At 71.1% G+C, this 23,382-nt stretch carries 20 protein-coding genes and 1 pseudogene; 12 read left to right on the top strand and 9 right to left on the bottom strand.

Features of this window, described 5'->3' with window-relative positions:
• The first annotated feature begins 11 nt into the window (after window positions 1-11).
• From dacB to folE, 6 genes are all read left to right on the top strand, one after another.
• Window positions 12-1,415 carry a D-alanyl-D-alanine carboxypeptidase/D-alanyl-D-alanine-endopeptidase gene (dacB, locus tag RPQ07_RS16815; protein WP_313944961.1) on the top strand — a complete coding sequence of 468 codons (1,404 nt, stop codon included), beginning with the start codon at window positions 12-14 and terminating at the stop codon, window positions 1,413-1,415.
• 67 nt (window positions 1,416-1,482) lie between these two features.
• On the top strand, window positions 1,483-2,610 hold the full coding sequence (locus RPQ07_RS16810; protein ID WP_313944960.1) for a zinc-dependent metalloprotease: 1,128 nt from the start codon (window positions 1,483-1,485) through the stop codon (window positions 2,608-2,610).
• Window positions 2,611-2,784: 174 nt separating this feature from the next.
• Window positions 2,785-3,876: a tRNA lysidine(34) synthetase TilS gene (gene tilS / locus RPQ07_RS16805; RefSeq protein WP_313944959.1), complete on the top strand. Its 1,092-nt coding sequence runs from the start codon at window positions 2,785-2,787 to the stop codon at window positions 3,874-3,876.
• A gap of 74 nt (window positions 3,877-3,950) precedes the next feature.
• Complete coding sequence (gene hpt, locus RPQ07_RS16800; RefSeq protein ID WP_313944958.1) at window positions 3,951-4,505, top strand: hypoxanthine phosphoribosyltransferase; 555 nt, start codon at window positions 3,951-3,953, stop codon at window positions 4,503-4,505.
• Between the two features lie 187 nt (window positions 4,506-4,692).
• Window positions 4,693-6,711, top strand: coding sequence for an ATP-dependent zinc metalloprotease FtsH (gene ftsH / locus RPQ07_RS16795; RefSeq protein ID WP_313944957.1), 2,019 nt, complete (start codon window positions 4,693-4,695; stop codon window positions 6,709-6,711).
• 108 nt (window positions 6,712-6,819) lie between these two features.
• Window positions 6,820-7,425, top strand: coding sequence for a GTP cyclohydrolase I FolE (gene folE, locus RPQ07_RS16790; protein ID WP_313944956.1), 606 nt, complete (start codon window positions 6,820-6,822; stop codon window positions 7,423-7,425).
• Window positions 7,426-7,934: 509 nt separating this feature from the next.
• On the opposite strand, the gene RPQ07_RS16785 is transcribed toward folE, so the two are convergent.
• The 6 genes from RPQ07_RS16785 to RPQ07_RS16760 all read right to left on the bottom strand — a co-directional run bounded on the left by RPQ07_RS16785 (window position 7,935) and on the right by RPQ07_RS16760 (window position 12,866).
• Complete coding sequence (locus RPQ07_RS16785; protein WP_313948921.1) at window positions 7,935-8,411, bottom strand: DUF3180 domain-containing protein; 477 nt, start codon at window positions 8,409-8,411, stop codon at window positions 7,935-7,937.
• A 76-nt stretch (window positions 8,412-8,487) separates the two neighbouring features.
• On the bottom strand, window positions 8,488-9,102 hold the full coding sequence (gene folK / locus RPQ07_RS16780; RefSeq protein ID WP_313944955.1) for a 2-amino-4-hydroxy-6-hydroxymethyldihydropteridine diphosphokinase: 615 nt from the start codon (window positions 9,100-9,102) through the stop codon (window positions 8,488-8,490).
• On the bottom strand, window positions 9,099-9,458 hold the full coding sequence (gene folB / locus RPQ07_RS16775) for a dihydroneopterin aldolase (RefSeq protein ID WP_313944954.1): 360 nt from the start codon (window positions 9,456-9,458) through the stop codon (window positions 9,099-9,101). Before folB ends, folK begins: the two co-directional genes overlap by 4 nt.
• Before the next feature lie 197 nt (window positions 9,459-9,655).
• Window positions 9,656-10,102 (bottom strand): nuclear transport factor 2 family protein, encoded by a 447-nt coding sequence (locus tag RPQ07_RS16770; protein ID WP_313944953.1) that lies wholly within the window; start codon window positions 10,100-10,102, stop codon window positions 9,656-9,658.
• On the bottom strand, window positions 10,099-10,941 hold the full coding sequence (folP, locus tag RPQ07_RS16765) for a dihydropteroate synthase (RefSeq protein WP_313944952.1): 843 nt from the start codon (window positions 10,939-10,941) through the stop codon (window positions 10,099-10,101). Before folP ends, RPQ07_RS16770 begins: the two co-directional genes overlap by 4 nt.
• Window positions 10,942-11,024: 83 nt before the next feature.
• Window positions 11,025-12,866 (bottom strand): phosphatidylglycerol lysyltransferase domain-containing protein, encoded by a 1,842-nt coding sequence (locus RPQ07_RS16760; RefSeq protein WP_313944951.1) that lies wholly within the window; start codon window positions 12,864-12,866, stop codon window positions 11,025-11,027.
• Between the two features lie 147 nt (window positions 12,867-13,013).
• Between RPQ07_RS16760 and RPQ07_RS16755 the strand changes: the two genes are divergently transcribed.
• Window positions 13,014-14,126: an alpha/beta hydrolase gene (locus RPQ07_RS16755; protein WP_313944950.1), complete on the top strand. Its 1,113-nt coding sequence runs from the start codon at window positions 13,014-13,016 to the stop codon at window positions 14,124-14,126.
• 86 nt (window positions 14,127-14,212) lie between these two features.
• Here the strand turns inward: RPQ07_RS16755 and RPQ07_RS16750 are convergent, their stop codons facing one another.
• Window positions 14,213-15,376 carry a betaine/proline/choline family ABC transporter ATP-binding protein gene (locus tag RPQ07_RS16750; protein WP_313944949.1) on the bottom strand — a complete coding sequence of 388 codons (1,164 nt, stop codon included), beginning with the start codon at window positions 15,374-15,376 and terminating at the stop codon, window positions 14,213-14,215.
• Between the two features lie 128 nt (window positions 15,377-15,504).
• Here RPQ07_RS16750 and RPQ07_RS16745 point away from each other — a divergent pair, with 128 nt between their 5' ends.
• From RPQ07_RS16745 to RPQ07_RS16730, 4 genes are all read left to right on the top strand, one after another.
• Complete coding sequence (locus RPQ07_RS16745) at window positions 15,505-16,308, top strand: ABC transporter permease (protein ID WP_313944948.1); 804 nt, start codon at window positions 15,505-15,507, stop codon at window positions 16,306-16,308.
• Complete coding sequence (locus RPQ07_RS16740; protein WP_313944947.1) at window positions 16,308-16,994, top strand: ABC transporter permease; 687 nt, start codon at window positions 16,308-16,310, stop codon at window positions 16,992-16,994. Before RPQ07_RS16745 ends, RPQ07_RS16740 begins: the two co-directional genes overlap by 1 nt.
• A 52-nt stretch (window positions 16,995-17,046) precedes the next feature.
• A complete protein-coding gene (locus RPQ07_RS16735; protein WP_313944946.1) occupies window positions 17,047-18,018 on the top strand; it encodes an ABC transporter substrate-binding protein in 972 nt (323 codons plus the stop codon).
• 84 nt (window positions 18,019-18,102) lie between these two features.
• Window positions 18,103-19,119, top strand: coding sequence for a hypothetical protein (locus tag RPQ07_RS16730; protein ID WP_313944945.1), 1,017 nt, complete (start codon window positions 18,103-18,105; stop codon window positions 19,117-19,119).
• A 52-nt stretch (window positions 19,120-19,171) separates the two neighbouring features.
• Here RPQ07_RS16730 and RPQ07_RS16725 read toward each other — a convergent pair whose 3' ends face one another.
• Together RPQ07_RS16725 and RPQ07_RS16720 are read right to left on the bottom strand one after the other, a co-directional pair.
• A complete protein-coding gene (locus RPQ07_RS16725; RefSeq protein WP_313944944.1) occupies window positions 19,172-20,314 on the bottom strand; it encodes an NADH-quinone oxidoreductase subunit D in 1,143 nt (380 codons plus the stop codon).
• A 751-nt stretch (window positions 20,315-21,065) separates the two neighbouring features.
• Window positions 21,066-22,022: pseudogene (locus RPQ07_RS16720) on the bottom strand (SAM-dependent methyltransferase); the annotation flags it as partial.
• Between the two features lie 96 nt (window positions 22,023-22,118).
• Between RPQ07_RS16720 and RPQ07_RS16715 the strand changes: the two are divergent.
• The gene (locus RPQ07_RS16715) at window positions 22,119-23,318 is read left to right on the top strand and encodes a sensor histidine kinase (RefSeq protein WP_313944943.1); all 1,200 of its coding nucleotides are present in this window, start codon (window positions 22,119-22,121) and stop codon (window positions 23,316-23,318) included.
• Window positions 23,319-23,382 lie beyond the last annotated feature (64 nt).

Here is a 23,382-nt window from a genome sequence, read left to right as displayed (position 1 = left end):
GCTGGTGCGAGGTGCCAGTGGTCAGGACATGGCAGCTGACCGCGGGCGCGGCCGTGGTCGGGCTCGCCCTGGCTGCCGGGGCGGTGGCCGCGGCCGGCCCCTGGGACTCCGGTCAGCGTAAGGCCGAGAGGGAGTGGGCGGCCGCCCGGAGCCCGGGTGGTGGCGTACATCACCCCAGGCCGGTGCCGGGACGCCCGCAGCCCGCACCCAGCGCACCCGGCGTCCTCACCGCGCTCGGCATCCCCGGGAGGGCTCCCGCCACCGCTCCGGCGGCCGCTCCGATCGACCTCGCCCAGGAGCTCCTCCCGCTGCTCGGCGACCCCGGCCTCGGCACGGTACAGACGGCGTCCGTCGTCGACCTCGCCACCGGCCGCGCGCTGTACGGCAAGGGGGCCGCCACCCAGATGACCCCGGCCTCCACGATCAAGATCGCCACCTCGGTCGCCGCCCTCGGCGCGCTCGGCCCCGACCACCGCATCCCCACCACGGCCACCGCCTCCAAGGACGGCAAGGTACTCACCCTGGTCGGCGGAGGGGACGCCAGTCTGGACCGGGCCCGCCTGGGCGTGCTCGCCCAGCGCGCGGCGAGCGCGCTGAAGGCGCGCGGCACCACCGCGGTGCGTCTCGCCTACGACGTCTCGCTCTACAAGGGCCCTGTGCGCCACCCCATCGGCCGGAACGGCAACCTCGCGCCGGTCACCCCGCTGATGCTCCACGAGGGCCGCATCGACGAGCGGAGCACGAAGGACGCCGAACGCTTCGACGACCCCGCCCGCGAGGCGGCCCGCGTCTTCGCGCAATTGCTGAAGGACCGCGGCCTCACGGTCGCGGCCGAGCCCGCGCCCGGCCGGCCCGCGGCGGGGTCGACGCCCGTCGCCAAGGTGCTCTCGGATCCCCTCTCCGCCCTCGTCGAGCGGCTGTTGACCGAGAGCAACAACGACCTCGCGGAGGCCGTCGCCCGTCAGACCGCTCTGGCCACCGGCCGGCCGGCGAGCTTCGTGGGCGCCGAGGCGGCCGTGACCGCGCAACTCAAGAAGCTGAAGCTGCCGTTGGCGGGCGCCCGCTTCGCCGACGGCAGCGGGCTGAACCGCGCCGACCGGCTCTCCGCGGGACAGCTCACCGCCCTGTTGGCCCTCGCTGCCGACCCGGACCGTCCCGGACTGCGGCCGGTTCTCACGGGTCTCCCGGTCGCCGGCTTCACCGGAACCCTGTCGGGCCGCTACGGCGCCACCTCGCCGGGCACCGGCCTCATCCGCGCCAAGACAGGCACCCTGAGCCAGGTGAACTCCCTGGCGGGAACGGTCGTTGCCCCGGACGGACGACTGCTCGCGTTCGCCTTCATGGCGGGCGGCACAGCGGACGCGGGATCCGCCCAACCGGCCCTGGACCGGCTCGCGGCGGCACTCGCCACGTGAGGTCCGTGGCCGACCGGCGCCTTCCGACACCTCACCGTCCCGCGGGCCCACCACGTACGGTTGACGCATGACGAGCATCGGTGGTGCCGAGATGGTCGACTGGAACCTCGCCGTGGCGACCGCGACCCGCTTCGTGCGGCCCGGGCCCGAAGTGACCCGGGAGGAGGCGCGGGCCGTCGTCGCCGAGCTGCGACGGCATGCCAAGGCCTCGGAAGAGCATGTGCGCGGCTTCACGCAAATGATTCCCGAAAGCCATCAGCCCGAGGACACCCCGGTCCTGGTCGTGGACCGGGCGGGCTGGGTGCGGGCGAACGTCGCGGGCTTCCGCGAACTGCTCAAGCCCCTGCTGGAGAAGATGCAGGAGCGCCGCCCCGGCGGGCCCGGCGGGGCGGTCCTGGGCGCGGTCGGCGGCAAGGTCACCGGCGTCGAGCTGGGCATGCTGCTCTCCTTCCTGGCCTCGCGGGTCCTCGGCCAGTACGAGACCTTCGCCCCCGCCACCCGTGAACTGCCCGCGGGCTCCAACGGCGGCGGACGCCTCCTGCTGGTCGCGCCGAACATCGTCCATGTGGAGCGCGAGCTCGAGGTCGATCCGCACGACTTCCGGCTCTGGGTCTGTCTCCACGAGGAGACCCATCGCACGCAGTTCACCGGCGTGCCGTGGCTCCGTGACCACCTCGAGGGCGAGATCCAGTCATTTCTCGGCGAGACCGAGGTCGACCCGATGACCGTCCTGGAGCGTCTGCGCGAGGCGGCCCAGTCCCTGTCCGGGGCCCGTCCCGAGGGCGAGGAGGACGAGGGCCGCTCCATCGTGGAGCTGGTGCAGACCCCGGCCCAGCGGGAGATCCTCGGCCGGCTGACCGCCGTGATGTCCCTCCTGGAGGGTCATGCCGACTTCGTGATGGACGGCGTGGGTCCCGACGTCGTGCCCTCCGTGGCGGAGATCCGCGAGAAGTTCCAGCAGCGCAGGGCGCGTGGCGCGAGCCGGCTGGACCAGGCGCTGCGCAAGCTCCTCGGACTCGATGCCAAGCTGCGTCAGTACCGCGACGGCGAGCGTTTCGTCCGGGCTGTCGTGGAGGAGGTCGGTATGGACGGGTTCAACCGGGTATGGACGTCCCCGAACACTCTCCCGACCAAGGCGGAGATCGCCAAACCGGCGGACTGGGTCGCGCGGGTGCACCGTAAAGCAGAGTCCTGAACCGGAGGCAGCCGCACGCCCTGGTAATCACCCATCCGAGGGACCGTGGGCCGTTGGCAGGCGTGCAATGCTCGGAGAACGGCTCGGTTCTGTCACCATCGACGCACTCTGAGTGACTGAACCTCCTCCCGACTCCGACCGAGGCACCCCCCAATTCCACGAAGGGCACCGGACATGGGTCCCCATCCTGCGGTCGCGGCGATACGCCTGGCGGTCCGCCGCGTACTCCACGACGTACTCACCGAGCACACCGAGACAAACGAACACTCAGCCCGGCTCGAGCGCACCCTGAGCCATGCGGCCGCCGCGCCCTCCGGGTCCCACCTGCCCGGCCGGTCCGCCCTGCCCGTCGACGAGCCCCTCGTGCTCGTGGCCTGCTCCGGCGGCGCCGACTCGATGGCGCTCGCCTCCGCGCTCGCCTTCGAGGCACGCAAGCTCTCCGTCCGGGCCGGTGGCGTCACCGTCGACCACGGCCTCCAGGACGGCTCCGACCTCCGCGCGGCCGAAGTCGCCGCCCGCCTCGGCTCGCTGGGTCTCGATCCCGTCGAGTCCATCACCGTCCACGTGGGCCGCGAAGGCGGACCCGAGGCCGCGGCCCGCGACGCGCGCTATGCGGCGCTGGACGACGCGGCCGAACGCCACGGCGCTGCCGCCGTGCTCCTCGGCCACACCCGTGACGACCAGGCCGAAACCGTCCTGCTGGGCCTCGCGCGCGGCTCCGGGACCCGCTCGCTGTCCGGAATGGCGGCCGTCTCGGGGGCGGCCGGCCGTTACCGCAGACCCTTCCTCCAGCTCGACCGGCAGACCGCCCGCAAGGCCTGCATGGTCCAGTCGCTGCCCGTCTGGGACGACCCGCACAACGCCGACCCGGCCTACACCCGCTCCCGGCTCCGCCACGAGGGCCTGCCCGCCCTGGAGAAGGCGCTCGGCAAGGGCGTCGTCGAGGCCCTGGCCCGTACCGCGCAGCTCTCCCGCGACGACGCCGACGCCCTCGACACCTGGGCCGCCGACGCGGACGCCTCCGTCCGTGACGACTCGGGCCGGCTGGAGTGCGCCAAGCTCTACGCCCTGCCGCCCGCCGTACGCCGCCGGGTGCTGCGCCGGGCCGTCATCGAGGCCGGTGCGCCCGCGGGTTCGCTGTTCGCCCGTCACGTCGAAGAGGTCGACCGGCTGATCACCGGCTGGCGCGGCCAGGGGGCCATCAATCTGCCCGGCCGCGTCGAGGCGCGACGGCAGGGTGGCAGACTGGTCATTCGGCAAGGCTGACGCAGCGGCGCAAGCACCACGGCTGTGTCACCCCGGGGGCGACCCCGGGACCCCGGCAGACAGAAAGCGACCGCGTGAACGAGAAGGACTTGGGCACCGACCTTCAGTCGGTGCTCATCACCAAGGAAGAGATCGACGCGAAGCTGGCGGAGCTCGCCGCGAAGATCGACGCGGAGTACGCGGGCAAGGATCTGCTCCTCGTCGGTGTGCTCAAGGGCGCCGTGATGGTGATGGCGGATCTGGCGCGCGCGCTGTCCACGCCCGTCACCATGGACTGGATGGCGGTGTCGTCCTACGGCGCGGGCACCCAGTCGTCGGGTGTCGTCCGGATCCTCAAGGACCTGGACACCGACATCAAGGGCAAGCACGTCCTGATCGTCGAGGACATCATCGACTCCGGCCTCACGCTCTCGTGGCTGCTCTCGAACCTCGGATCGCGCGAGCCGGCCTCCCTCGAGGTCTGCACGCTGCTGCGTAAGCCGGATGCCGCAAAGGTGGCGATCGACGTGAAGTGGATCGGCTTCGACATCCCGAACGAGTTCGTCGTCGGGTACGGGCTGGACTACGCGGAGAAGTACCGCAACGTGCCGTTCGTCGGCACGCTCGCACCGCACGTCTACGGCGGCTGACGCCACCGGGAACCCTTACCCCCCTCCCGGCGTTGGAGCATGGGAGGGCGGGTGTGTCAGCCGTACCGTGCGGTCACGGTGACGATGCTGGGGTACCGTCCGAAGAACAGTTAGCTTTAAATACAGAGCACTCTCACAGCAGCATTCACTACGGGCAGGAGGGACGGAGCGAATTCGCTCCGTATGGATGGACGTGAAGCGATACTTCCGTGGGCCGGTCATGTGGATCGTGCTGGCCGTCCTCGCCGTGGTCGTGTTGATGCAGGTCGTCGGCTCGTCCGGCGGCTACAAGACGGTGGACACCGGCGAGGTCGTCCAGGCGATCGACAAGAACCAGGTCGACCAGGTCAAGCTGACCACTGGCGACGAACAGATCATCAAGGTCGATCTGAAGGACGGCCAGAAGGTCAAGGGCAGCGACAAGATCCAGGCGAGCTACATCGGCACCCAGGGTGCCGATCTGGCGCAGACGCTGCAGACGAAGTTCGAGGCCGGCGACATCGAGAAGGGTTACACCGTCTCGCCGTCGAAGCAGAGCCCGTTCGTCTCGGTGCTGCTCTCGCTGCTGCCCTTCGTCCTCATCGTCGTGGTCTTCCTGTTCCTGATGAATCAGATGCAGGGCGGCGGCTCCCGAGTCATGAACTTCGGGAAGTCCAAGGCCAAGCTGATCACCAAGGACACTCCGAAGACGACCTTCGCCGATGTGGCGGGGTCCGACGAAGCCGTCGAGGAACTCCATGAGATCAAGGAGTTCCTGCAGGAGCCGGCCAAGTTCCAGGCCGTCGGCGCCAAGATCCCGAAGGGTGTGCTGCTCTACGGCCCGCCCGGTACGGGCAAGACGCTGCTCGCTCGCGCTGTCGCGGGCGAGGCGGGCGTCCCGTTCTACTCGATCTCCGGTTCCGACTTCGTCGAGATGTTCGTCGGTGTCGGTGCCTCCCGAGTCCGTGACCTCTTCGAGCAGGCCAAGGCGAACGCTCCGGCGATCGTCTTCGTCGACGAGATCGACGCCGTCGGCCGGCACCGCGGTGCGGGTCTCGGCGGTGGCCACGACGAGCGCGAGCAGACGCTCAACCAGCTGCTCGTCGAGATGGACGGCTTCGACGTGAAGGGCGGCGTCATCCTGATCGCCGCCACCAACCGGCCGGACATCCTCGACCCGGCGCTGCTGCGCCCGGGCCGGTTCGACCGGCAGATCGCGGTCGACCGTCCCGACATGCAGGGCCGTCTCGAGATCCTCAAGGTCCACCAGAAGGGCAAGCCGGTCGCTCCGGACGTCGACCTGGGTGCTGTCGCCCGTCGTACGCCGGGCTTCACCGGTGCGGACCTGTCGAACGTGCTGAACGAAGCGGCGCTCCTCACGGCGCGCGGCAACAAGAAGCTCGTCGACAACAACGCGCTGGACGAGGCGATCGACCGTGTGGTCGCGGGCCCGCAGAAGCGGACCCGGATCATGTCGGACAAGGAGAAGAAGATCACCGCGTACCACGAGGGCGGACACGCCCTGGTCGCGGCGGCCTCACCGAACTCCGATCCGGTCCACAAGATCACCATCCTGTCCCGCGGCAGAGCCCTGGGTTACACGATGGTCCTGCCGGACGAGGACAAGTACTCGACCACGCGCAACGAAATGCTCGACCAGCTGGCTTACATGCTGGGCGGGCGCGCGGCCGAGGAGCTCGTCTTCCACGACCCGACCACGGGCGCGGCGAACGACATCGAGAAGGCCACGGCCACGGCTCGCGCCATGGTCACGCAGTACGGCATGACCGAGCGTCTCGGCGCGATCAAGTTCGGTGGCGACAATTCCGAGCCCTTCCTGGGCCGTGAGATGGGTCACCAGCGCGACTACTCGGAAGAGGTCGCGGCCCTGGTCGACGAAGAGGTCAAGAAGCTCATCGAGACCGCCCACAACGAAGCGTGGGAGATCCTCGTCGAGAATCGCGACGTCCTCGACAATCTGGTGCTCCAGCTGCTGGAGAAGGAGACCCTCGGCAAGGAGCAGATCGCCGAGATCTTCGCCCCGATCGTGAGGCGCCCGGCCCGCCCGGCGTGGACGGGTTCCACCCGCCGCACGCCGTCCACGCGGCCGCCGGTGCTCTCACCGAAGGAGCTGGCGCTGACCAACGGCGCGGTCGGTGCCAACGGCGCGATCCCGGCGGACTCCTCCTCCGTGGAGGCGGTCCCGGAGGAGCGTCCGGAGAGCTGACCCGCCCGGGGTACCAAGCCCGGAATGGATGCCGCGCCCACCAGGTTCTAGCCTGGGGGGCGCGGCATTCGTATGACCGCAGGCCAGAGCAAGAGGAACGAGGCACAGATGACCGACCCGGTGACGCTGGACGGCGAGGGCACGATCGGCGAATTCGACGAGAAGCGTGCAGAGAACGCCGTACGCGAACTGCTCATCGCGGTCGGCGAGGACCCGGACCGTGAGGGCCTGCGGGAGACACCGACGCGCGTGGCGCGGGCGTACCGGGAGATATTCGCCGGACTGTGGCAGCAGCCCGAGGACGTACTGACGACGACGTTCGACCTCGGTCACGACGAGATGGTCCTGGTGAAGGACATCGAGGTGATGAGCTCCTGCGAGCACCACCTGGTGCCCTTCGTCGGGGTCGCGCACGTCGGCTACATCCCCTCCGTCGACGGGAAGATCACCGGACTGTCGAAGATCGCCCGCCTCGTCGACGTCTTCGCCCGCCGGCCGCAGGTGCAGGAGCGGCTGACGACACAGATCGCCGACTCGCTGATGGAGATCCTGGAGCCGCGCGGAGTGATCGTGGTCGTGGAGTGCGAGCACATGTGCATGACGATGCGCGGGGTCCGGAAGCCGGGCGCGAAGACGATCACGTCCGCGGTCCGGGGGCAGCTGCGTCACGCGGCGACGCGCAACGAGGCGATGAGCCTGATCATGGCGCGCTGACAGTCCGCCCGCGCCGGGCTGGTCCCGTCGCCCCCGCAACGCGGGGGCCTTTTCCGGCTCGGGGGAGGGGTGTGCTGAGTCGCCCCGCGGGGGATCGGCGGCAGGTCCCGGGTGATCAAGACAGGTGCCTCTGCGCTGCCGACCCCGAGGAGTCGAGCCCGGCGGGTTGAGTCGGGAAGGTCGAGCCGGGAGGGCTCCCGGACCCGCCACCGGACCAGGCGCCGCGCCGTGAGAACCCCGGCGCGGTCCACGTGCCCGTCACCGACCAGGCGCCGCGCCGTGAGAACCCCGGCGCGGTCCACGTGCCCGTCACCGGACCAGGCGCCGCGCTGCGAGAACCTTGGCGCGGTCCACGTGCCCGTCACCGGACCAGGCGCCGCGCTGCGAGAACCTCGGCGCGGTCAACGTGCCCGTCACTGACCAGGCGCCGCGCCGCGAGGACCCCGGCGCGCTCCACATGCCCGTCACCGACCAGGTGCCGCGGCAGCTTCCGGCCCGAGCCGACGGCCCTACGCCGGGGCCGGGCCCTCGTCGTCGTCCTCGGGGAGTTTGCAGACCCGTTCCAGGAAGAACGCCGCCGCGATCACCGCGATGCCCGCGACGACCGAGAAGCCCGCGTAGACCGCCTGGTCACGGCGGGCCGGGATGTCCAGGGAGCTCAGCAGGAACACTCCCGTGCCGCCGTACATCCCGCTCACCAGCGCCGCCACCAGCGCGCTCGCCTGGCCGAACACCACCGCACGGGCCGCCATCAGCGGCTCGACGCCCTTCGCGCCGGGGCGGCGCTCGCGCTGGGCGCGGAGGCGGGCCCGCAGGGAGAGGGCGGTGGCGGTCAGGACGACCGCGATCACCGCCAGCACGATGGGAGCGGCCAGCGGGACGCTCGGCAGGGTGCCGAACGACTCCCACAGACGGGCGGCGCCCCAGGACAGCACCCCGGCCGCGGCGAAGAGACCGGCCAGTACACCGAGCCGTAGTTGCTTCACCGAGTGGGCCGCCCTTCCGTCCTGCTGCATCGCGCCTGTCGCATCACACCGTGCACCGCTCCGCAGAGCCTAACGACTACTCGGGCAGACGGAGTTCCAGGTCGGCGCGGGGAAGCACACCGTCCTGGCCGATACCGTGCAGAAGCTCGGCGACCGGCCCGCGGCCGGGCAGCTGGGCCTGCGGCTCCACGTCGTGCCACGGCACGAGGACGAACGCGCGCTGATGCGCCCGCGGGTGCGGCAGCGTGAGTACCGGGTCGTCGGAGACCACGTCCGCGTACGCCACGATGTCGACGTCGATCGTCCGCGGGCCCCAGCGCTCCTCCCGTACCCGGTCGAAGGCCTCTTCGATGGCCTGGCCGCGCTCCAGCAGGGAGGACGGCGGGAGGGTGGTCTTCACGAGGACCACGGCGTTGAAGTACGAGGGCTGCGAGCCGGGGTCCACACCCCACGGCTCCGTCTCGTACACCGGGGACACGGCCTTGACCCGCAGGCCCGGCGTGTCCTCCAGGGCGTCGATCGCGCCCTGGAGCGTCTCCAGCCGGTTCCCCAGGTTGGACCCGATGGAGATCACGGCGCGTTTGGGGTTGGACAGGGTGACGTCCGCCGCGTCGACCTGCTCCACGACGGAGGCGGGCACCGGCTGCACGGTCGGGTCGCTCTGCGTCCCGTGCGGGAAGAACGCGGTCATACTCGGCTCCGGGTGATCGTGATGGTCACGTCGTCGAACGGCACGGTGATCGGGGCGTCCGGCTTGTGCAGGACCACCTCGACCTCCTCGACACCGTCGTGCTTGAGGCACTGCTGGGCGATGCGCTCCGCCAGCGTCTCGATCAGGTCGACCGGGTCTCCCTCGACGACCGCGACGACCTCCTCCGCCACCACGCCGTAGTGCACGGTCTTCGCCAGGTCGTCGGCCTCCGCGGCGGGCCGGGTGTCGAGGCCGAGCACCAGGTCCACGATGAAGGTCTGGCCCTCCTCGCGCTCCCGGGGGAAGACGCCATGGTGCCCGCGGGCCTTGAGGCCGCGCAGCGCGACACGATCCACGCGAATCACTCCTGCTTCCTGTACTTGGCGGGATGCGGGCACCGGCGCCGCGTGCGGGCGGGCCGGGTGCCCATGCGAATCTACCTGCGAGCACCGGCCCCACTCGCCCATGGGGCCGCACGGAGCTGCGGAGGCCCGGGCGGCCCGCTCCTGGCCGGAGCGTCCGGTTCCCAGCCTCCAACGGTGCGCCTACCCCGTTACGAGGGGGACTCCTCGTCCTCCGCGTCGTCGCTTTCCGTCAGGACGGGTGATCCATGATGTGACCAGATCCTCCATCCCTCGTCTGTGCGACGGAACACATTCGTGGCGACCACGAGCTGCCCGACGAGGGGACCGAGCTCGCCGCCGTCCTCGGCCGGGCCGCCACTGAGGATGTTCTCCGTACACGTGACGAGGGCGGTGTCGCCGGCCAGGTTGACCTTGACGTCGGTCAGGAAGAACTGGATGTACTCGGTGTTCGCCATGATCAGGGCGTACGAGCGCAGCACCTCGCCGCGGCCCGACAGGACCGGCCAGCCCGGGTGGATGCACGAGATCTCGTCGTCCAGCCAGAGGCCGGAGAGCTTCTCGAAGTCGCCGCGCTCCATGGTCTCGTAGAACGTCGTGTTGGCCTCTTCGACCAGCTCGATGTCGGTACGGCTCACCGGGCGGCCCCGACGGCGCGCGCGACGCGGACGGCGTCGGCCGTGGCCCGCACCTCGTGGACGCGCACGGCCCAGGCGCCCTCGTAGGCGGCGATCGCGGAGATCGCGGCGGTGGCGGCGTCCCGTTCCCGCGCGGGTGGCGGGGCGTCGCCGTCCCGGGCGAGGACCCGGCCGAGGAATCGTTTGCGGGACGCGGCGACGAGCAGCGGACGGCCCAGTGCGCGCAGTTCGCCGAGGTGGGCGACGAGGGCGAGGTCGTGCTCGGCCTGCTTGGCGAAGCCGAGGCCGGGGTCGATGACGATCTGCTCGGGGGCGACGCCGCCGGAGACGACGGCGTCCATGCGCTCCCTGAGCTCCGTGACGACCTCGGCGACCACGTCGGCGTAGACGGCGCGGCTGTTCATGTCCTCGCTGAAGCCGCGCCAGTGCATGACCACGAAGGGGACGCCGGCGGCGGCGACGGCCGGGACCATCGCCGGGTCGGCGAGACCGCCGCTGACATCGTTGACGAGGACGGCCCCGGCGGCGACGGCCCGCTCGGCGACGGAGGCACGCATGGTGTCGACGGAGACGGTGACCCCTTCGGCGGCGAGGCCACGGACGACGGGGATGACGCGGCGCAGCTCCTCGTCCTCGTCGACCCGGCTGGCGCCGGGCCGGGTGGACTCACCGCCGACGTCGACGAGGTCGGCGCCCGCGGTGACGAGGTCGAGGCCGCGTTTGACGGCGGCGGTCGTGTCGAACCAGCGGCCGCCGTCGGAGAAGGAGTCGGGCGTCACATTCACGACCCCCATGACGGCACAGCGATCCCACTCCGGCAGCCCGCGCAACGTACTCATACGCCCAGCCTAGGGCCGAGGGCCGACGGCTCGCCCCGCGCGGCCGTGCCGCGGGGCACACGCCGGGGCCCGCCGCGGGCCCCTCATGCCGCGCGGATCTCCCGTTCCTGCGTCATCGGTGTGATGTGCGCGCACGGGCGGGGCGGGCGCGGGGCCCTGCGCCGGGGGAAGAGGCGGGGGAGCGCCAGGGTGACGAAGCCCTCCGCCTGCATCGCGGCGAAGCCGATCCTGGGCAGGTCGCGGGTGTTGCGGAAGACCACGAAGCGCGGTTCCCAGCGCGGCCGGAACTTGGCGTTGAACTTGTACAGCGACTCGATCTGGAACCAGCGGGAGAGGAACACCAGCAGTCCGCGCCACAGCCGCAGCACCGGGCCGGCGCCGATCTTCTCGCCGCGGGCGAGTGCCGAGCGGAACATCGCGAAGTTCAGCGAGACCCGTTCGATCTTGAGTGCGGGGGAGGCCTGGAGCGCCGCGACGATGAGCAGTTCGTTCATGCCCGGGTCGGCGGAGCGGTCGCGCCGCATCAGTTCCAGGGACATGCCGTCGGTGCCCCACGGGACGAAGTGGATGATCGCCTTGAGGTCGCCGTAGGGGGAGGCCCCCGGCTCGTCGTCCGTCTTGTGCGCCGTGGCTATCACCGCGTCGCCGTCATCCGCGTCGCCGATGCGGCCCAGCGCCATCGAGAAGCCCCGCTCGGTGTCGGTGCCCCGCCAGGCCTCCGCGGCCCGCCGGATCTGCTCCAGCTCCTCGGCGGAGATGTCACGGGCGCGCCGGACGCGGGTGGTGTAGCCATTGCGCTCGATGCGCTTCACCATCTGGCGTACGTTGCGCATCGCCCGCCCGGTGAGCGAGAAATCCGCGACGTCCACCACCGCCTCGTCGCCCAGCTCCAGGGCGTCCAGGCCCGTCTCGCGGGTCCAGACCTCGCCGCCGGTCTCCGAGCAGCCCATCACGGCCGGGGTCCAGGAGTGCGCCTTGGCCTCGTCCATGAAGCGTTCGATGGCGCCCGGCCAGGCCTCGACGTCACCGATCGGGTCGCCGCTGGCGAGCATCACGCCGGACACCACCCGGTAGCAGACCGCGGCCTTGCCGCTGGGCGAGAAGACGACGCCCTTGTCCCGCCGGAGCGCGAAGTGGCCGAGCGAGTCGCGGCCGCCGTGCCGGGTGAGCAGGTCGCGCAGCCGGCGCTCGTCGTCCTCGGTGAGCCCGGCTGCCGGGTGCTCGGGCCGGAAGGCGAGGTAGATCGTGGTCACGGCGGTCAGCAGGCCGAGGGCGCCGAGCGAGTAGCCGACGGTCCAGGACACGCTGCCGGAGTAGTCGACGGGGCCCTCGAAGCCGAAGAGCCCGTAGAGCACGTGCTCCAGACGGTCCACCAGGCCAGGGCTGCCGACGGTCCTGCCGGGGTGCGCGCTGACGATGACCAGACCGAGGCCGAGGGAGCCGGCGCCCATCAGGACGAAGTTGGCGAGCGCCTTCCAGCGGCTGCGCGGGTCGGGCAGCGCGGCGAACTCGCCCCGGTGGCGCAGCAGCAGGGTCAGCAGGAGCAGCGAGACCAGTGCGCCGATGACCGAGTGCCGGTAGACGAACTGGCTGACCGCCCCCACGGGCAGCAGGATCACCGCGGCCCGCCAGGCCCGGCGCTTGTGCCGCTTGAGCCCGTGGGCGAGCAGCAGGAGCAGGACGCCTGCGCTCAGCGAGAGCGCGGCGGCGAACGGGCCGGTGGCTCCGGGGAGCACTTCGGCCAGCGTGTGCATGCGGCTGTGCCGGAACCGGGGGAACACCCCGGCGGCAATGTCGATCAGGCCGACGAGTGTGCAGGCCGTACCGACCAGCGAAGGGACCGCCTCCGGTCGGGGACCGCGCAGGAGGCGGCGTACCCGATTCGGAACCAATCCTGATTTGTCCCCATCTACCGTTGCAGACATCGCTTCCCGTGACTCCGCGAGAGATCCTGTGTCCGAGGGCCGCAGGTCGGTGGGCTCCGGACGATTTGCGCTCTCTAGGACGGGACTTCAAGGGGGCGGGTTCACTCACTCACAGGAAATTCTCACGGAAGAAAGCTCACGCGACTCATGGGTCTGACCAGTAACAAAGTTCTGGCCTTGGCCGTCCTCGTGGCCGTTCTGCTCTTCGCCGCCACCATCTGGCTGTGGCCGCGGCTGGCCGGCCGCAACTGGCGTGCCGTCACGGGAAGGGTCGGCATGCTGCTGGTGACCCAGCTCGCCCTGTTCGCGGCGGTGGGGCTCGCCGCGAACAACTCCTTCCTCTTCTACGGCTCGTGGTCCGATCTCTTCGGCCGGGAGCAGGACATGGGCGTGGTGGTCGACCACTCGGCCGGCGCGAAGCGCATCAAGGTGGTCGAACGGAAGCGGCTGGACGTGCCGGGCGGCGCGCGGCCGGCGGTCGGCGGACAGATCCAGAAGATCGTCGTCTCGGGCGAGAAGTCGAAGATCGACAGCCCGGCGTACGTCTATCTGCCGCCGGAGTACTTCCAGCCCGAATTCCGCAAGAAGACCTTTCCCGCGACGATTGTGCTGACCGGATATCCGGGTACCGCGGAGAACCTGCTCAAAGGGCTGAAGTATCCGCAGACCGCCTGGCAGGAGGCGAAGAGCGGCCGGATGCAGCCGACGGTTCTCGTCATGCTGCGACCGACCGTCGCCCCGCCGAGGGACACCGAGTGCGTGGACGTTCCCGGTGGTCCGCAGACGGAGACGTTCTTCGCGAAGGACCTGCCGAAGGCCGTCTCCGAGACGTACCGGGTCGGGGCCAAGCCCAGGAACTGGGGCCTCATCGGCAATTCGACCGGCGGTTACTGCGCCTTGAAGATCGCGCTGCACCACCCGGGGCAGTTCTCCGTGGGCGCCGGCCTCTCGGCGTACTACAAGGCCGCCGACGACCCGACGACCGGCGACCTCTTCCACGGCGACAAGAAGGCGAAGAACCGGGCCAATCTGCTGTGGAGCCTTGACCACCTGCCACAGGGCGCGTCGTCGTTCCTGGTGACGACGTCGAAGTCGGGCGAGGGCAATCTCAAGCCGACCGGGCATTTCATCAAGAAGGTGAAGGCGCCCGCGCGGGTCTCGTCGATCACGCTCGACAGCGGCGGGCACAACTTCAATACGTGGCGGCGCGAGATCGCGCCCGCGCTGGTGTGGATGTCGGGGCGGCTCCAGGCTTCGTGAGGCCGGGATCGCGCGTCGGCGGTGCCTTGTGCTGGGGGTGCGCGCCGCGGCGGACCTGCGCGGGTCGCCGCGACGCGTGTCCCGGGTCAGCTCCTGGCGGCTTCCGTGATCGTCGCGATCGACTCCAGGTCGACCTCCGTACGGGGAATGGCCTGCGCGTCCGCGTCGATCGAGCGGCGCAGCGCCTCGTGCAGCCGGGCCGGCGTCAGCACCCCGAGGAAGCGGCCCGTCTCCTCCTTGTCGATCACCGCGATCCAGCCCGCGTCGTGCTGGAGCATGGTGGAGAACGCCTGCTTGAGGGAGGCGCCGACCGGCAGCCATGCCTCCATCCGGCGCGCGTGCTCGCGGACGGAGCCCTTCCTGAGCGCCCCCTCGGCGGACAGCCAGCCGTGCAGGTTGTCGTCGCCGTCCAGGACGACGGCCCAGCGTGAACCGAGTTCCCGGGGCAGTGAGTCGTCGAGGTGGACGACGGGGGGCTGCTCGAGGTCCCCCTCCTCGATGGGGGTCACCGAGAGGCGCTTGAGGCCGCGGTCGGCGCCCACGAAGTCGGCGACATAGGGCGTCGCGGGCGTGCCGAGCACCGCGGCCGGGGCGTCGAACTGCTCGATCCGGCCCTGCCCGTAGACGGCGATACGGTCGCCGAGGCGGACGGCCTCCTCGATGTCGTGCGTGACGAACAGCACGGTCTTGCGCACCTGGGACTGGAGTCTCAGGAACTCGTTCTGGAGATGTTCACGGACCACCGGGTCGACCGCGCCGAACGGCTCGTCCATCAGCAGCACGGGCGGATCGGCGGCCAGGGCGCGTGCCACGCCGACGCGCTGGCGCTGGCCGCCGGAGAGCTGCTCCGGGTAGCGCCCGCCGTACGTCGTGGGGTCCAGGCCCACCAGATCGAGGAGTTCGGCGGCGCGGGCCCTGGCCTTGGAGCGCTGCCAGCCGAGGAGATGGGGGACGGTCGCGGTGTTCTCCAGGACCGTTTTGTGCGGGAAGAGGCCGACCTGCTGGATGACATAGCCGATACGGCGGCGGAGTTGGACGGGATCGATGGTCGATATGTCCTCCCCGTCCAGGAATATCCGGCCACTGCTGGGCTCGATGAGGCGGTTGACCATCTTCATGGTGGTGGTCTTGCCGCAGCCGGACGGTCCGACGAGCGTGACCAGTTCACCCTCGGCCACCTCGAACGACAGGTCGTCGACGGCTGTCGTCCCGTCCGGGTATCGCTTGGCTACGTGCTCGAAACGGATCATGGTTCCCCATTGTGACGGGTGTTGTGTGAAAGCCATGTTGCTGCAATGTGGCGGCCCTCGGCGATTGTCAGTGGTCAGGGATATGGTCGCCAGACATACGTTCGGCAGAGGTGGGGAGGTGGGGGTGCATGAGCATGCAGCAGGCCGCGCGGAGCTGTCTGGAGGCCAATGACTGGATCTGCGGGGAATACCTCCGCACCCGCAGCCAGGAGTTGACCGACGCGACGGTCGAGCACATCTGGATCACCGTGGCTTCGGTCCTGATCGGTCTCGCCGTCGCCTTTCCGCTGGCGCTGCTCGCCCGCGCGAAACCGGCATTCGCGGGCCCGGTGCTCGGTCTGACGACCCTGCTCTACACGATTCCGTCGCTGGCGATGTTCTCGCTGCTGCTGCCGGTCTTCGGACTGTCGGCCGCGCTGGTCGTCACCGGTCTCGTGCTCTATTCACTGACCATTCTCGTGCGGAACATCATGGCCGGTCTGGAAGCGGTGCCGGCCGAGGCGCGGGAGGCCGCCCGCGGCATGGGATACGGACCGGGCCGGCTGCTGTGGGAGGTCGAACTGCCCCTCGCGCTCCCCGCGTTGATGGCCGGCCTGCGCATCGCCACGGTCTCGACCATCGCCCTGACGACGGTCGGCGCACTGGTCGGCAAGGGCGGCCTGGGCAATCTCATAGACGACGGCGTGCAGACCACCTTCAAGTCGCAGGTGCTCACCGCCTCCGTGCTGTGTGTGCTCCTCGCGGCCGTCGCCGATCTGCTGCTGCTCGGCGTACAGCGGCTGCTGACGCCCTGGACCCGCATACGCACGGCGCAGCCGGGCGCCGTGCCTCCGGGCTCGAAGCCGCCCGGCTCGGCGCCCACGGGCACTTCCGGTCCCGGCCCGGTGCATCCGGTCACGGCCCGGCAGGGCACGGCGAAGGAGGCCGTCTGATGGGGGTCATGGCGGATGCGTGGACCTGGCTCACCACCGGAGCCAACTGGTCCGGCGAGAGCGGTGCCTGGCACCGGCTGGGTGAGCATGTGTACGTCAGCGGGGTGGCCCTCGCCCTCGCCTGCGCGATAGCCCTGCCCATCGCGCTGTGGCTCGGGCACCTGGGCAAGGGCGGTGCGCTCGCGGTCAACATCTCCAACGCGGGCCGCGCCATCCCCGTCTTCGCCGTCCTCGCCCTCTTCATGCTCACACCGCTGCGCAGCGCCGGTTACGCACCGACGATCATCGCCCTGGTGCTGTTCGCCGTGCCGCCGCTGCTCACCAACGCCTATGTGGGTATGCGAGAGGTGGACCGCGCGGTCGTGGAGGCCGCGCGGGGCATGGGAATGTCCGGCGGCCAGCTGTTCCTCCGCGTCGAACTGCCCCTCGCCTACCCGCTGCTCATGACCGGGCTGCGGTCCGCCGCGGTGCAGGTCGTCGCCACGGCCACCATCGCCTCGATGGTCGGCCAGGGCGGCCTCGGCCGCATCATCACCGCGGGATTCAACACGTACAACACCCCGCAAGTGGTGGCCGGCGCACTGCTCGCGGCGCTGCTGGCCCTGCTGGTGGAAGGGGCTCTCGTGGTGGCCGACCGGCTGATCGACCCGCTCCGCAAGTCCGTGTCGACCGTGTCGCCCCTGTGACAGCGGTGCCTTCCTCACCGTGAATTCTTTGAACCCCTGGACGGAGAACCTGATGAGCAAGACCTCGCGCATCGCGGGAGCAGTACTGGCGGTTGCGGCGCTGACGGGTTCCCTCGTCGCGTGCGGCGGAGACAGCCTGGAGAAGTCGGACGAATCCGGCTCGAAACCGGGCGGTTCGGGCGCGAAGGGCACGCTCGTCGTCGGCGCCGCGGCCTTCACCGAGTCCAAGGTCCTCGCCGAGCTCTATGCGCAGATCCTGGCGGACGCCGGATACAAGACCTCGGTCACCACGGTGAAGAACCGTGAGCTGTACCAGCCCTCGCTGGAGAAGGGCGAGATAGACGTCGTACCCGAATACGCGGCGACGATCGCCGAATTCCTCAACGCGAAGGTGAACGGGCCGAAGGCGCCCGACGAGAAGCCCGTCGCCTCCAGCGATGTCACGGCCACCGTCGCCGCGCTCACCAAGCTCGCCGAGCCTCGCGGTCTGAAGGTGCTCCCCGCCGGCGATGCCGTCGACCAGAACGCCTTCGCGGTCAGCAAGGAATTCGCCGAGAAGAACAAGCTCAAGACCCTTTCCGATCTCGGGAAGTCGAAGCTGAAGGTGAAGATCGCGGCGGGCGACGAGTGCGAGGTCCGCCCGTTCTGCGCGCCGGGTCTGAAGAAGACGTACGGCATCGACGTCACCGGTATCGACCCCAAGGGCGTCGGCACCCCGCAGGCCAAGCAGGCGGTCAAGGACGGCACCGACCAGCTGGTGCTGACCACGACGACCGACGCCGTACTGGACGGACTGGTCTTCCTCGAGGACGACAAGAAGCTCCAGAACGCCGACAACGTCCTGCCCGTGGTCAATGCCAAGGACGCCGGCGCACCGGAGGTGGCGGCCGCTCTCGACAAGCTCACCAAGGCGCTGACCACCGAGGATCTCGCGGAGTTGAACCGCAAGGTGGACGCCGAGCGGGCCAAGCCGCAGGACGCCGCGAAGGAGTATCTGGAGTCCAAGGGACTCCTCACGAAGTAGGCCGTGGACGGCCCGGCATTCTCGAACGAGAGATTTGCCGGGCCGACACCCCATTCGGCGTCTACGCACGGTAAATTTCAGGCCATGCCACGTGGACGCCACCGCCATTCCCCGCCCCTTCACAGGCTGCTGCCGCCGTCGGCGGTCGCCGGAGCGTCGGTGCTGTGTGCCGCCGGCGCGTGGTTTCTGACGGAGCCCGTCGTGCTCCGCACCCTGGTCACGGCGGCGACGGCCGCCGCGATCACCGGTGCGGTGCTGATGCGCAGTTGGGACCGCGCGGCCGGCCGACAGGTCGCCGACCTCACCCGCGGCCGCGCCAGCGACGCCTGGAAGACCGAGGAACAGATAGCCGAACTCGAGGCGGACCTCGAGGAATCACGCGATCTGCGCACCAAGCTGGACGCGCGGCTGCGCGCCAAACGCGTCGAGCTCGCCGCCCTGCGCGGGGAGCACGCGGCCCTGCTGCGCCGCTATGCCACCGCCGAGACCGAGCGGGCAGGCGTTCTGGAGGACCGTCGCCGGCTCGCGATCGAGGCGTCCTCGCCCAAGGCGCTGATGCCGGCCGGCTCCACGCCCACCCCCTCGACCTATCTGCGCGCCTCCATGGCGCTGGACAACCTCTCCCGCAACGCCGCCGCCCAGGAGGCGAAGCGCACCGTCGAGGAGGCCCGCAAGCGGGATCTCGCGGAACGGGCCCGTGAGGCGGACGAGCCGCAGGGGAAGCACGCGGCGGCCGCCGGCGGGGAGCAGCACTCCCGTCCGACGTCCGCCCTCCCCGCCAGGCGCCCTGTTCCGGTGGCGGCGGCGATCGTGCCGTACGGCCCGAGGCGCCGTCCCGGCAAGCGCCGCCCCGAGGGAGGCTTCGATTTCTTCGGGAACGCCATCGCGGCCACGCCGGCCGACGGGACCGACGGCGAGGACACGCAAAAGGCGATCGAGGCCGCGCAGCAGGAGGACCTCGCCGATGTGGTGGGCGAGGAGGCCCTCGCCGCGCAGCGCACGGACGGCTCGCGCGCGGTGGGCAAGGTCATTGACCTGACCGAGCACGACGAGACGGAACAGGTGGACATCACGAAGCTCCGGAAGGCCGTCAGTTCCTGACGCGCGGTCCTGAGCCTCACGGGCGGTCGGCGGTTTCCGCCGGCCGCCCGTCTCATTTGTCGATGTCGCCGACGACGAAGAACAGCGAGCCGAGGATCGCGACCATGTCCGCGACCAGCGTGCCCGGCAGCAGCTCGGTGAGCGCCTGGATGTTGTTGTACGACGCCGAGCGGAGCTTGAGGCGGTACGGCGTCTTCTCGCCCTTGGAGACGAGGTAGTAGCCGTTGATGCCCAGCGGGTTCTCGGTCCAGGCGTAGGTGTGGCCCTCGGGCGCCTTCAGCACCTTGGGCAGCCGCTGGTTGATCGGTCCCGGCGGGAGCGTCTCGATGCGGTCCAGGCAGGCGTCCGCCAGGGCCAGCGCGTTGTGCGTCTGCTCCAGCAGCACCTCGAAGCGGGCCAGGCAGTCGCCCTCGCTCCGGGTGACCACCTTCAGGGTGTCCTGCAACTCCCCGTACGCCAGATAGGGCTCGTCGCGGCGCAGGTCGAAGTCGACGCCGGACGCGCGGGCGATCGGACCGCTCACGCCGTACGCGTGGACCGCTTCGGGGGACAGGACGCCCACCCTGCGGGTGCGGCCGCGGAAGATCTCGTTGCCGAGGACCAGGTTGTCGTAGATGTCCATGCGCGAGCGGACGTCGGCGACGGCGTGCCGGGCGCGGCCGAGCCACCCAGCCGGGAGGTCCTCCTTGAGGCCGCCAACCCGGTTGAACATGTAGTGCATCCGGCCGCCGGAGACCTCCTCCATCACGGTCTGGAGCTCCTCGCGCTCACGGAACGCGTGGAAGACCGGTGTGATGCCGCCGAGTTCGAGCGGGTACGAGCCGAGGAACATCAGGTGGTTGAGGACCCGGTTGAGTTCGGCGAGGAGCGTACGGGTCCACACGGCGCGCTCGGGGACCTCCATGCCGAGCATGCGCTCGACGGCCATGACGACGCCGAGCTCGTTGGAGAAGGCGGAGAGCCAGTCGTGGCGGTTGGCGAGCATCACGATCTGGCGGTAGTCGCGGGCCTCGAAGAGCTTCTCGGCGCCGCGGTGCATATAGCCGATGACCGGTTCGGCGTGCTGGATGCGTTCGCCGTCGAGAACGAGGCGGAGGCGGAGGACGCCATGCGTGGAGGGGTGCTGCGGGCCGATGTTGAGCACCATGTCGGTGCTTTCCGCCGCGCCGCCGATGCCGACCGTCGTCTCCGTCATGGCGCCAGTATCCCCGACGGGGTACGGGACCTCACGGGTCCCCGGGCCCCGGCCCGTATCCCCTGGGCCGACGGGCCGGGCGGCCGGGACCGCGACTCAGGCCCTGGGCGGGATCCCTCCGCCCACGAGCTGGATCCCGCCCGCCCGCGCGCCCGGCCGCGCTCCGCGCTTCGGTCCCGTCGGCCTCGGGCAGTGCTCCAGTCGCCGTCCGCCCCGGACCCCTGCCTCAGTCCCCGGCGGCCCCGGGCCGGATCTCTCCGCCCACGAGCTGGATCCCGCCCGCCCGCCCGGCCGCGCTCCGCGCTTCGGTACCCGTCGGCCTCAAGCCGTGCCATAGTGCCCGGCGGCCCGGACCGCGCCCCAGTCCCGACGGCCCGGGGGCGGATCCCCGGCGGCCCCGGGCCGGATCCCACCCGCCCGGCCCTGCCCCGAGCTGGATCCCGCTCTCCCGGCCGCGCCCCCTGCTTCGGTACCCGTCGGCCTCGGACCGTGTCCCAGTCCCCGGGTGGCCCGGACCCGCGACTCAGTCCCCGGCGGCCCCGGGCTGGATCCCCTCCGCCCCGGGGCCGGATCCCTCCGCCCGCACGCCCGCCCGGCCGCGCTCCGCGCTGCGGTACCCGTCGGCCTCGGAGCGCCTCAGTCCCGGCGGCCCGGGGCCGGGTCCCACCCGCCCGGCCGCGCCCCGCGCACGGACCGTGCCCGCGCTTCCGCACCCGGCGGCCCCGGCGGCCCCGGCGGCCCCGGCCGCCCCCGGCACGCCCTGGAGCAGCCAGCCGAAGTCGCCCAGGCCGCCGTGGGCCGTCAGTTCCGCCGCCTCGCCCGCCTGCGACAGCGCACGGACGTAACCGGCCGGGTCCGTCGAGGCGAGGGACAGGGGCGGGCGGGTGCCCGAGACGCCGAGCGTGCGCAGCGCCTCCCGTTGCGTCGTCAGTTCCGCCCCCGGCAGCGCGCACGCGTCCAGCGCCACATGGGCCGTGAGGTCGCAGCTGCCGTCGGGGACCGGGCGTACCTCCCGGCCCTCCCGGAAGCCCGTCAGGGTGCCGAACGGCGGCCGTGACCCGGCCGTGTGGGCGTAGTCCACCGCGACCGCGAGCCCCGCCCGCAGTGTGCCGGCCGCCCGCGCCCACTCCTCGTCGCGCGGCCGGCCGATCTCCGCCCGGCTGCCGGGCTCCTTCAGCGGCCACCAGCGGTCCAGCCATGCGGCGTCCGCGCCGGTGACCGGCGGGCCGAGCCGCTCGCTGCCGTCCGGTCCCACGAGGACCAGCCGCGGGACGCCGTCCTCGTCCGCCTCGGCGACGTCGACGGGCACGTTGTCGAGCCACTCGTTGGCGAACAGCAGCCCCTGAACACCGGCCGGAGGCTCCGCCACCCACGCGATGCGGTCGTCGAGGCCCTCGGGGCGTGCCGCCTTCTCCACGGCGTACGCCCGTACCGGGAAGTCCGCCGGAAGCGCCGCGAGCACACCGGCGGCCAGCTCGCCGCGGCCCGCGCCCATGTCGACGAACGTCAGGTCCCCGGATGTCGCCAGTTCGTCCGCCGTGCGCCGCAGCAGTGCCGCGACGGCCGCGGCGAAGAGCGGGGAGGCGTGCACGGAGGTACGGAAATGTCCCACCGGTCCCTCGGGCCGCAGATAGAAGCCGCCCGGCCCGTAGAGCGCGCTCCGCGCGGCTTCCCGCCAACCCGGCCACTGACACGTCTCATCCGTCACGGGCCCAAGTCTCCACCTTGCGGAGTACGCCTCCGCCCACCGGATCGCTCTGCCGGTTGACCCCTGCACCTATGTACGTTCCCTACTCTGGGTTACGTGCAGCGCCTCTATGACTTCATCCGCAGACACCCGACGGGCGTCGACACCTTCTGGGCTGTCGTGCTCGGCGGGATCTCCCTGCTGTGGGCGGCCACGGTTCCGGTCGGGGTCGGCGACAAGTGGACGGCGGCACTGGTCGTGCTGCTGCTCAGCCTGGTCGTGGCGCTGCGCCGTCGTATGCCGGAGAAGATGCTGGTCCTCACGGCCGCGCTGGGGGTCGCCCAGCTCGTGCTGGACATCCAGGTCAACCCGGCCGACTTCGCGATGCTGGTGATCATCTACACCGTCGCCGCGCACGACCGGTCGCCCTGGGCGTCCCGGCTGGCCCTCGTCGGCGGGCTGTCCGCGGCCACCCTGGCGCAGCTGCGCTGGCCGATGGAGGAGACCGGCACCTGGGGCAAGGTCTTCTTCACGGTCGTGCTGAGCGTGCCGTTCGCGCTGGCCTGGGTGCTCGGCGACTCGATACGCACCCGTCGCGCGTACTTCGACCAGCTCGAGGAGCGCGCGACGCGGCTGGAGAAGGAGCGCGAGGCGCAGTCGAAGGTCGCGGTCGCCGCGGAACGCGCCCGCATCGCCCGTGAACTGCACGACGTCGTCGCGCACAACGTCTCGGTGATGGTCGTCCAGGCCGACGGCGCGGCCTATGTGCTGGACGCCGCGCCCGACCAGGCCAAACAGGCGCTGGAGACGATCTCCACCACCGGCCGCCAAGCGCTCGCCGAGATGCGCCGGCTGCTGGGAGTCCTGCGCACCGGGGACGCCCCGGAGAGCGGTGAGTACGTCCCGCAGCCCGATGTGCAGCAGATCGAGGACCTCGTGGAGCAGGTGCGCCACTCGGGTCTGACGGTGGACTTCAAGATCGAGGGAACGGCCCGGCAGCTGCCGAGCGGCGTCGAACTCACCGCGTACCGCATCGTGCAGGAGGCGCTGACCAATACGCGCAAGCACGGTGGCCCGGAAGCCGGAGCCAGTGTGCGGCTGGTCTACTTCGACGACGGTCTCGGACTGCTGGTCGAGGACGACGGCCGCGGCTCGGCGCACGAGCTGTACGAGGACGGCGGCGCCGACGGGCGCGGCCACGGGCTCATCGGCATGCGGGAGCGCGTCGGTATGGTCGGCGGCACGCTGGACGCCGGGCCGCGGCCCGGCGGCGGCTTCCGGATCAGCGCCCTGCTGCCCCTCAAGCCCGCCCACTAGCCGCGCGACCCGGCCCGACAGTCCCGACCCGTACCGGCCCGCTCCAGACCCCACAGCCCCGAGA

Origin of the sequence: Streptomyces sp. AM8-1-1, from assembly GCF_032229325.1 — a bacterium.
GTDB lineage: Bacteria > Actinomycetota > Actinomycetes > Streptomycetales > Streptomycetaceae > Streptomyces > Streptomyces achmelvichensis.
This window is presented reverse-complemented; position numbering and strand designations above follow the sequence as displayed.

Coding starts and splice junctions, on each gene's coding strand:
- RPQ07_RS16810 (WP_313944960.1), top strand. CDS start 1,483: ATGACGAGCATCGGTGGTGCCGAGATGGTCGACTGGAACCTCGCCGTG.
- tilS (WP_313944959.1), top strand. CDS start 2,785: ATGGGTCCCCATCCTGCGGTCGCGGCGATACGCCTGGCGGTCCGCCGC.
- ftsH (WP_313944957.1), top strand. CDS start 4,693: ATGGACGTGAAGCGATACTTCCGTGGGCCGGTCATGTGGATCGTGCTG.
- folE (WP_313944956.1), top strand. CDS start 6,820: ATGACCGACCCGGTGACGCTGGACGGCGAGGGCACGATCGGCGAATTC.
- folK (WP_313944955.1), bottom strand. CDS start 9,102: ATGACCGCGTTCTTCCCGCACGGGACGCAGAGCGACCCGACCGTGCAG.
- folP (WP_313944952.1), bottom strand. CDS start 10,941: ATGAGTACGTTGCGCGGGCTGCCGGAGTGGGATCGCTGTGCCGTCATG.
- RPQ07_RS16760 (WP_313944951.1), bottom strand. CDS start 12,866: ATGTCTGCAACGGTAGATGGGGACAAATCAGGATTGGTTCCGAATCGG.
- RPQ07_RS16755 (WP_313944950.1), top strand. CDS start 13,014: ATGGGTCTGACCAGTAACAAAGTTCTGGCCTTGGCCGTCCTCGTGGCC.
- RPQ07_RS16750 (WP_313944949.1), bottom strand. CDS start 15,376: ATGATCCGTTTCGAGCACGTAGCCAAGCGATACCCGGACGGGACGACA.
- RPQ07_RS16745 (WP_313944948.1), top strand. CDS start 15,505: ATGAGCATGCAGCAGGCCGCGCGGAGCTGTCTGGAGGCCAATGACTGG.
- RPQ07_RS16740 (WP_313944947.1), top strand. CDS start 16,308: ATGGGGGTCATGGCGGATGCGTGGACCTGGCTCACCACCGGAGCCAAC.
- RPQ07_RS16735 (WP_313944946.1), top strand. CDS start 17,047: ATGAGCAAGACCTCGCGCATCGCGGGAGCAGTACTGGCGGTTGCGGCG.
- RPQ07_RS16730 (WP_313944945.1), top strand. CDS start 18,103: ATGCCACGTGGACGCCACCGCCATTCCCCGCCCCTTCACAGGCTGCTG.
- RPQ07_RS16725 (WP_313944944.1), bottom strand. CDS start 20,314: ATGACGGAGACGACGGTCGGCATCGGCGGCGCGGCGGAAAGCACCGAC.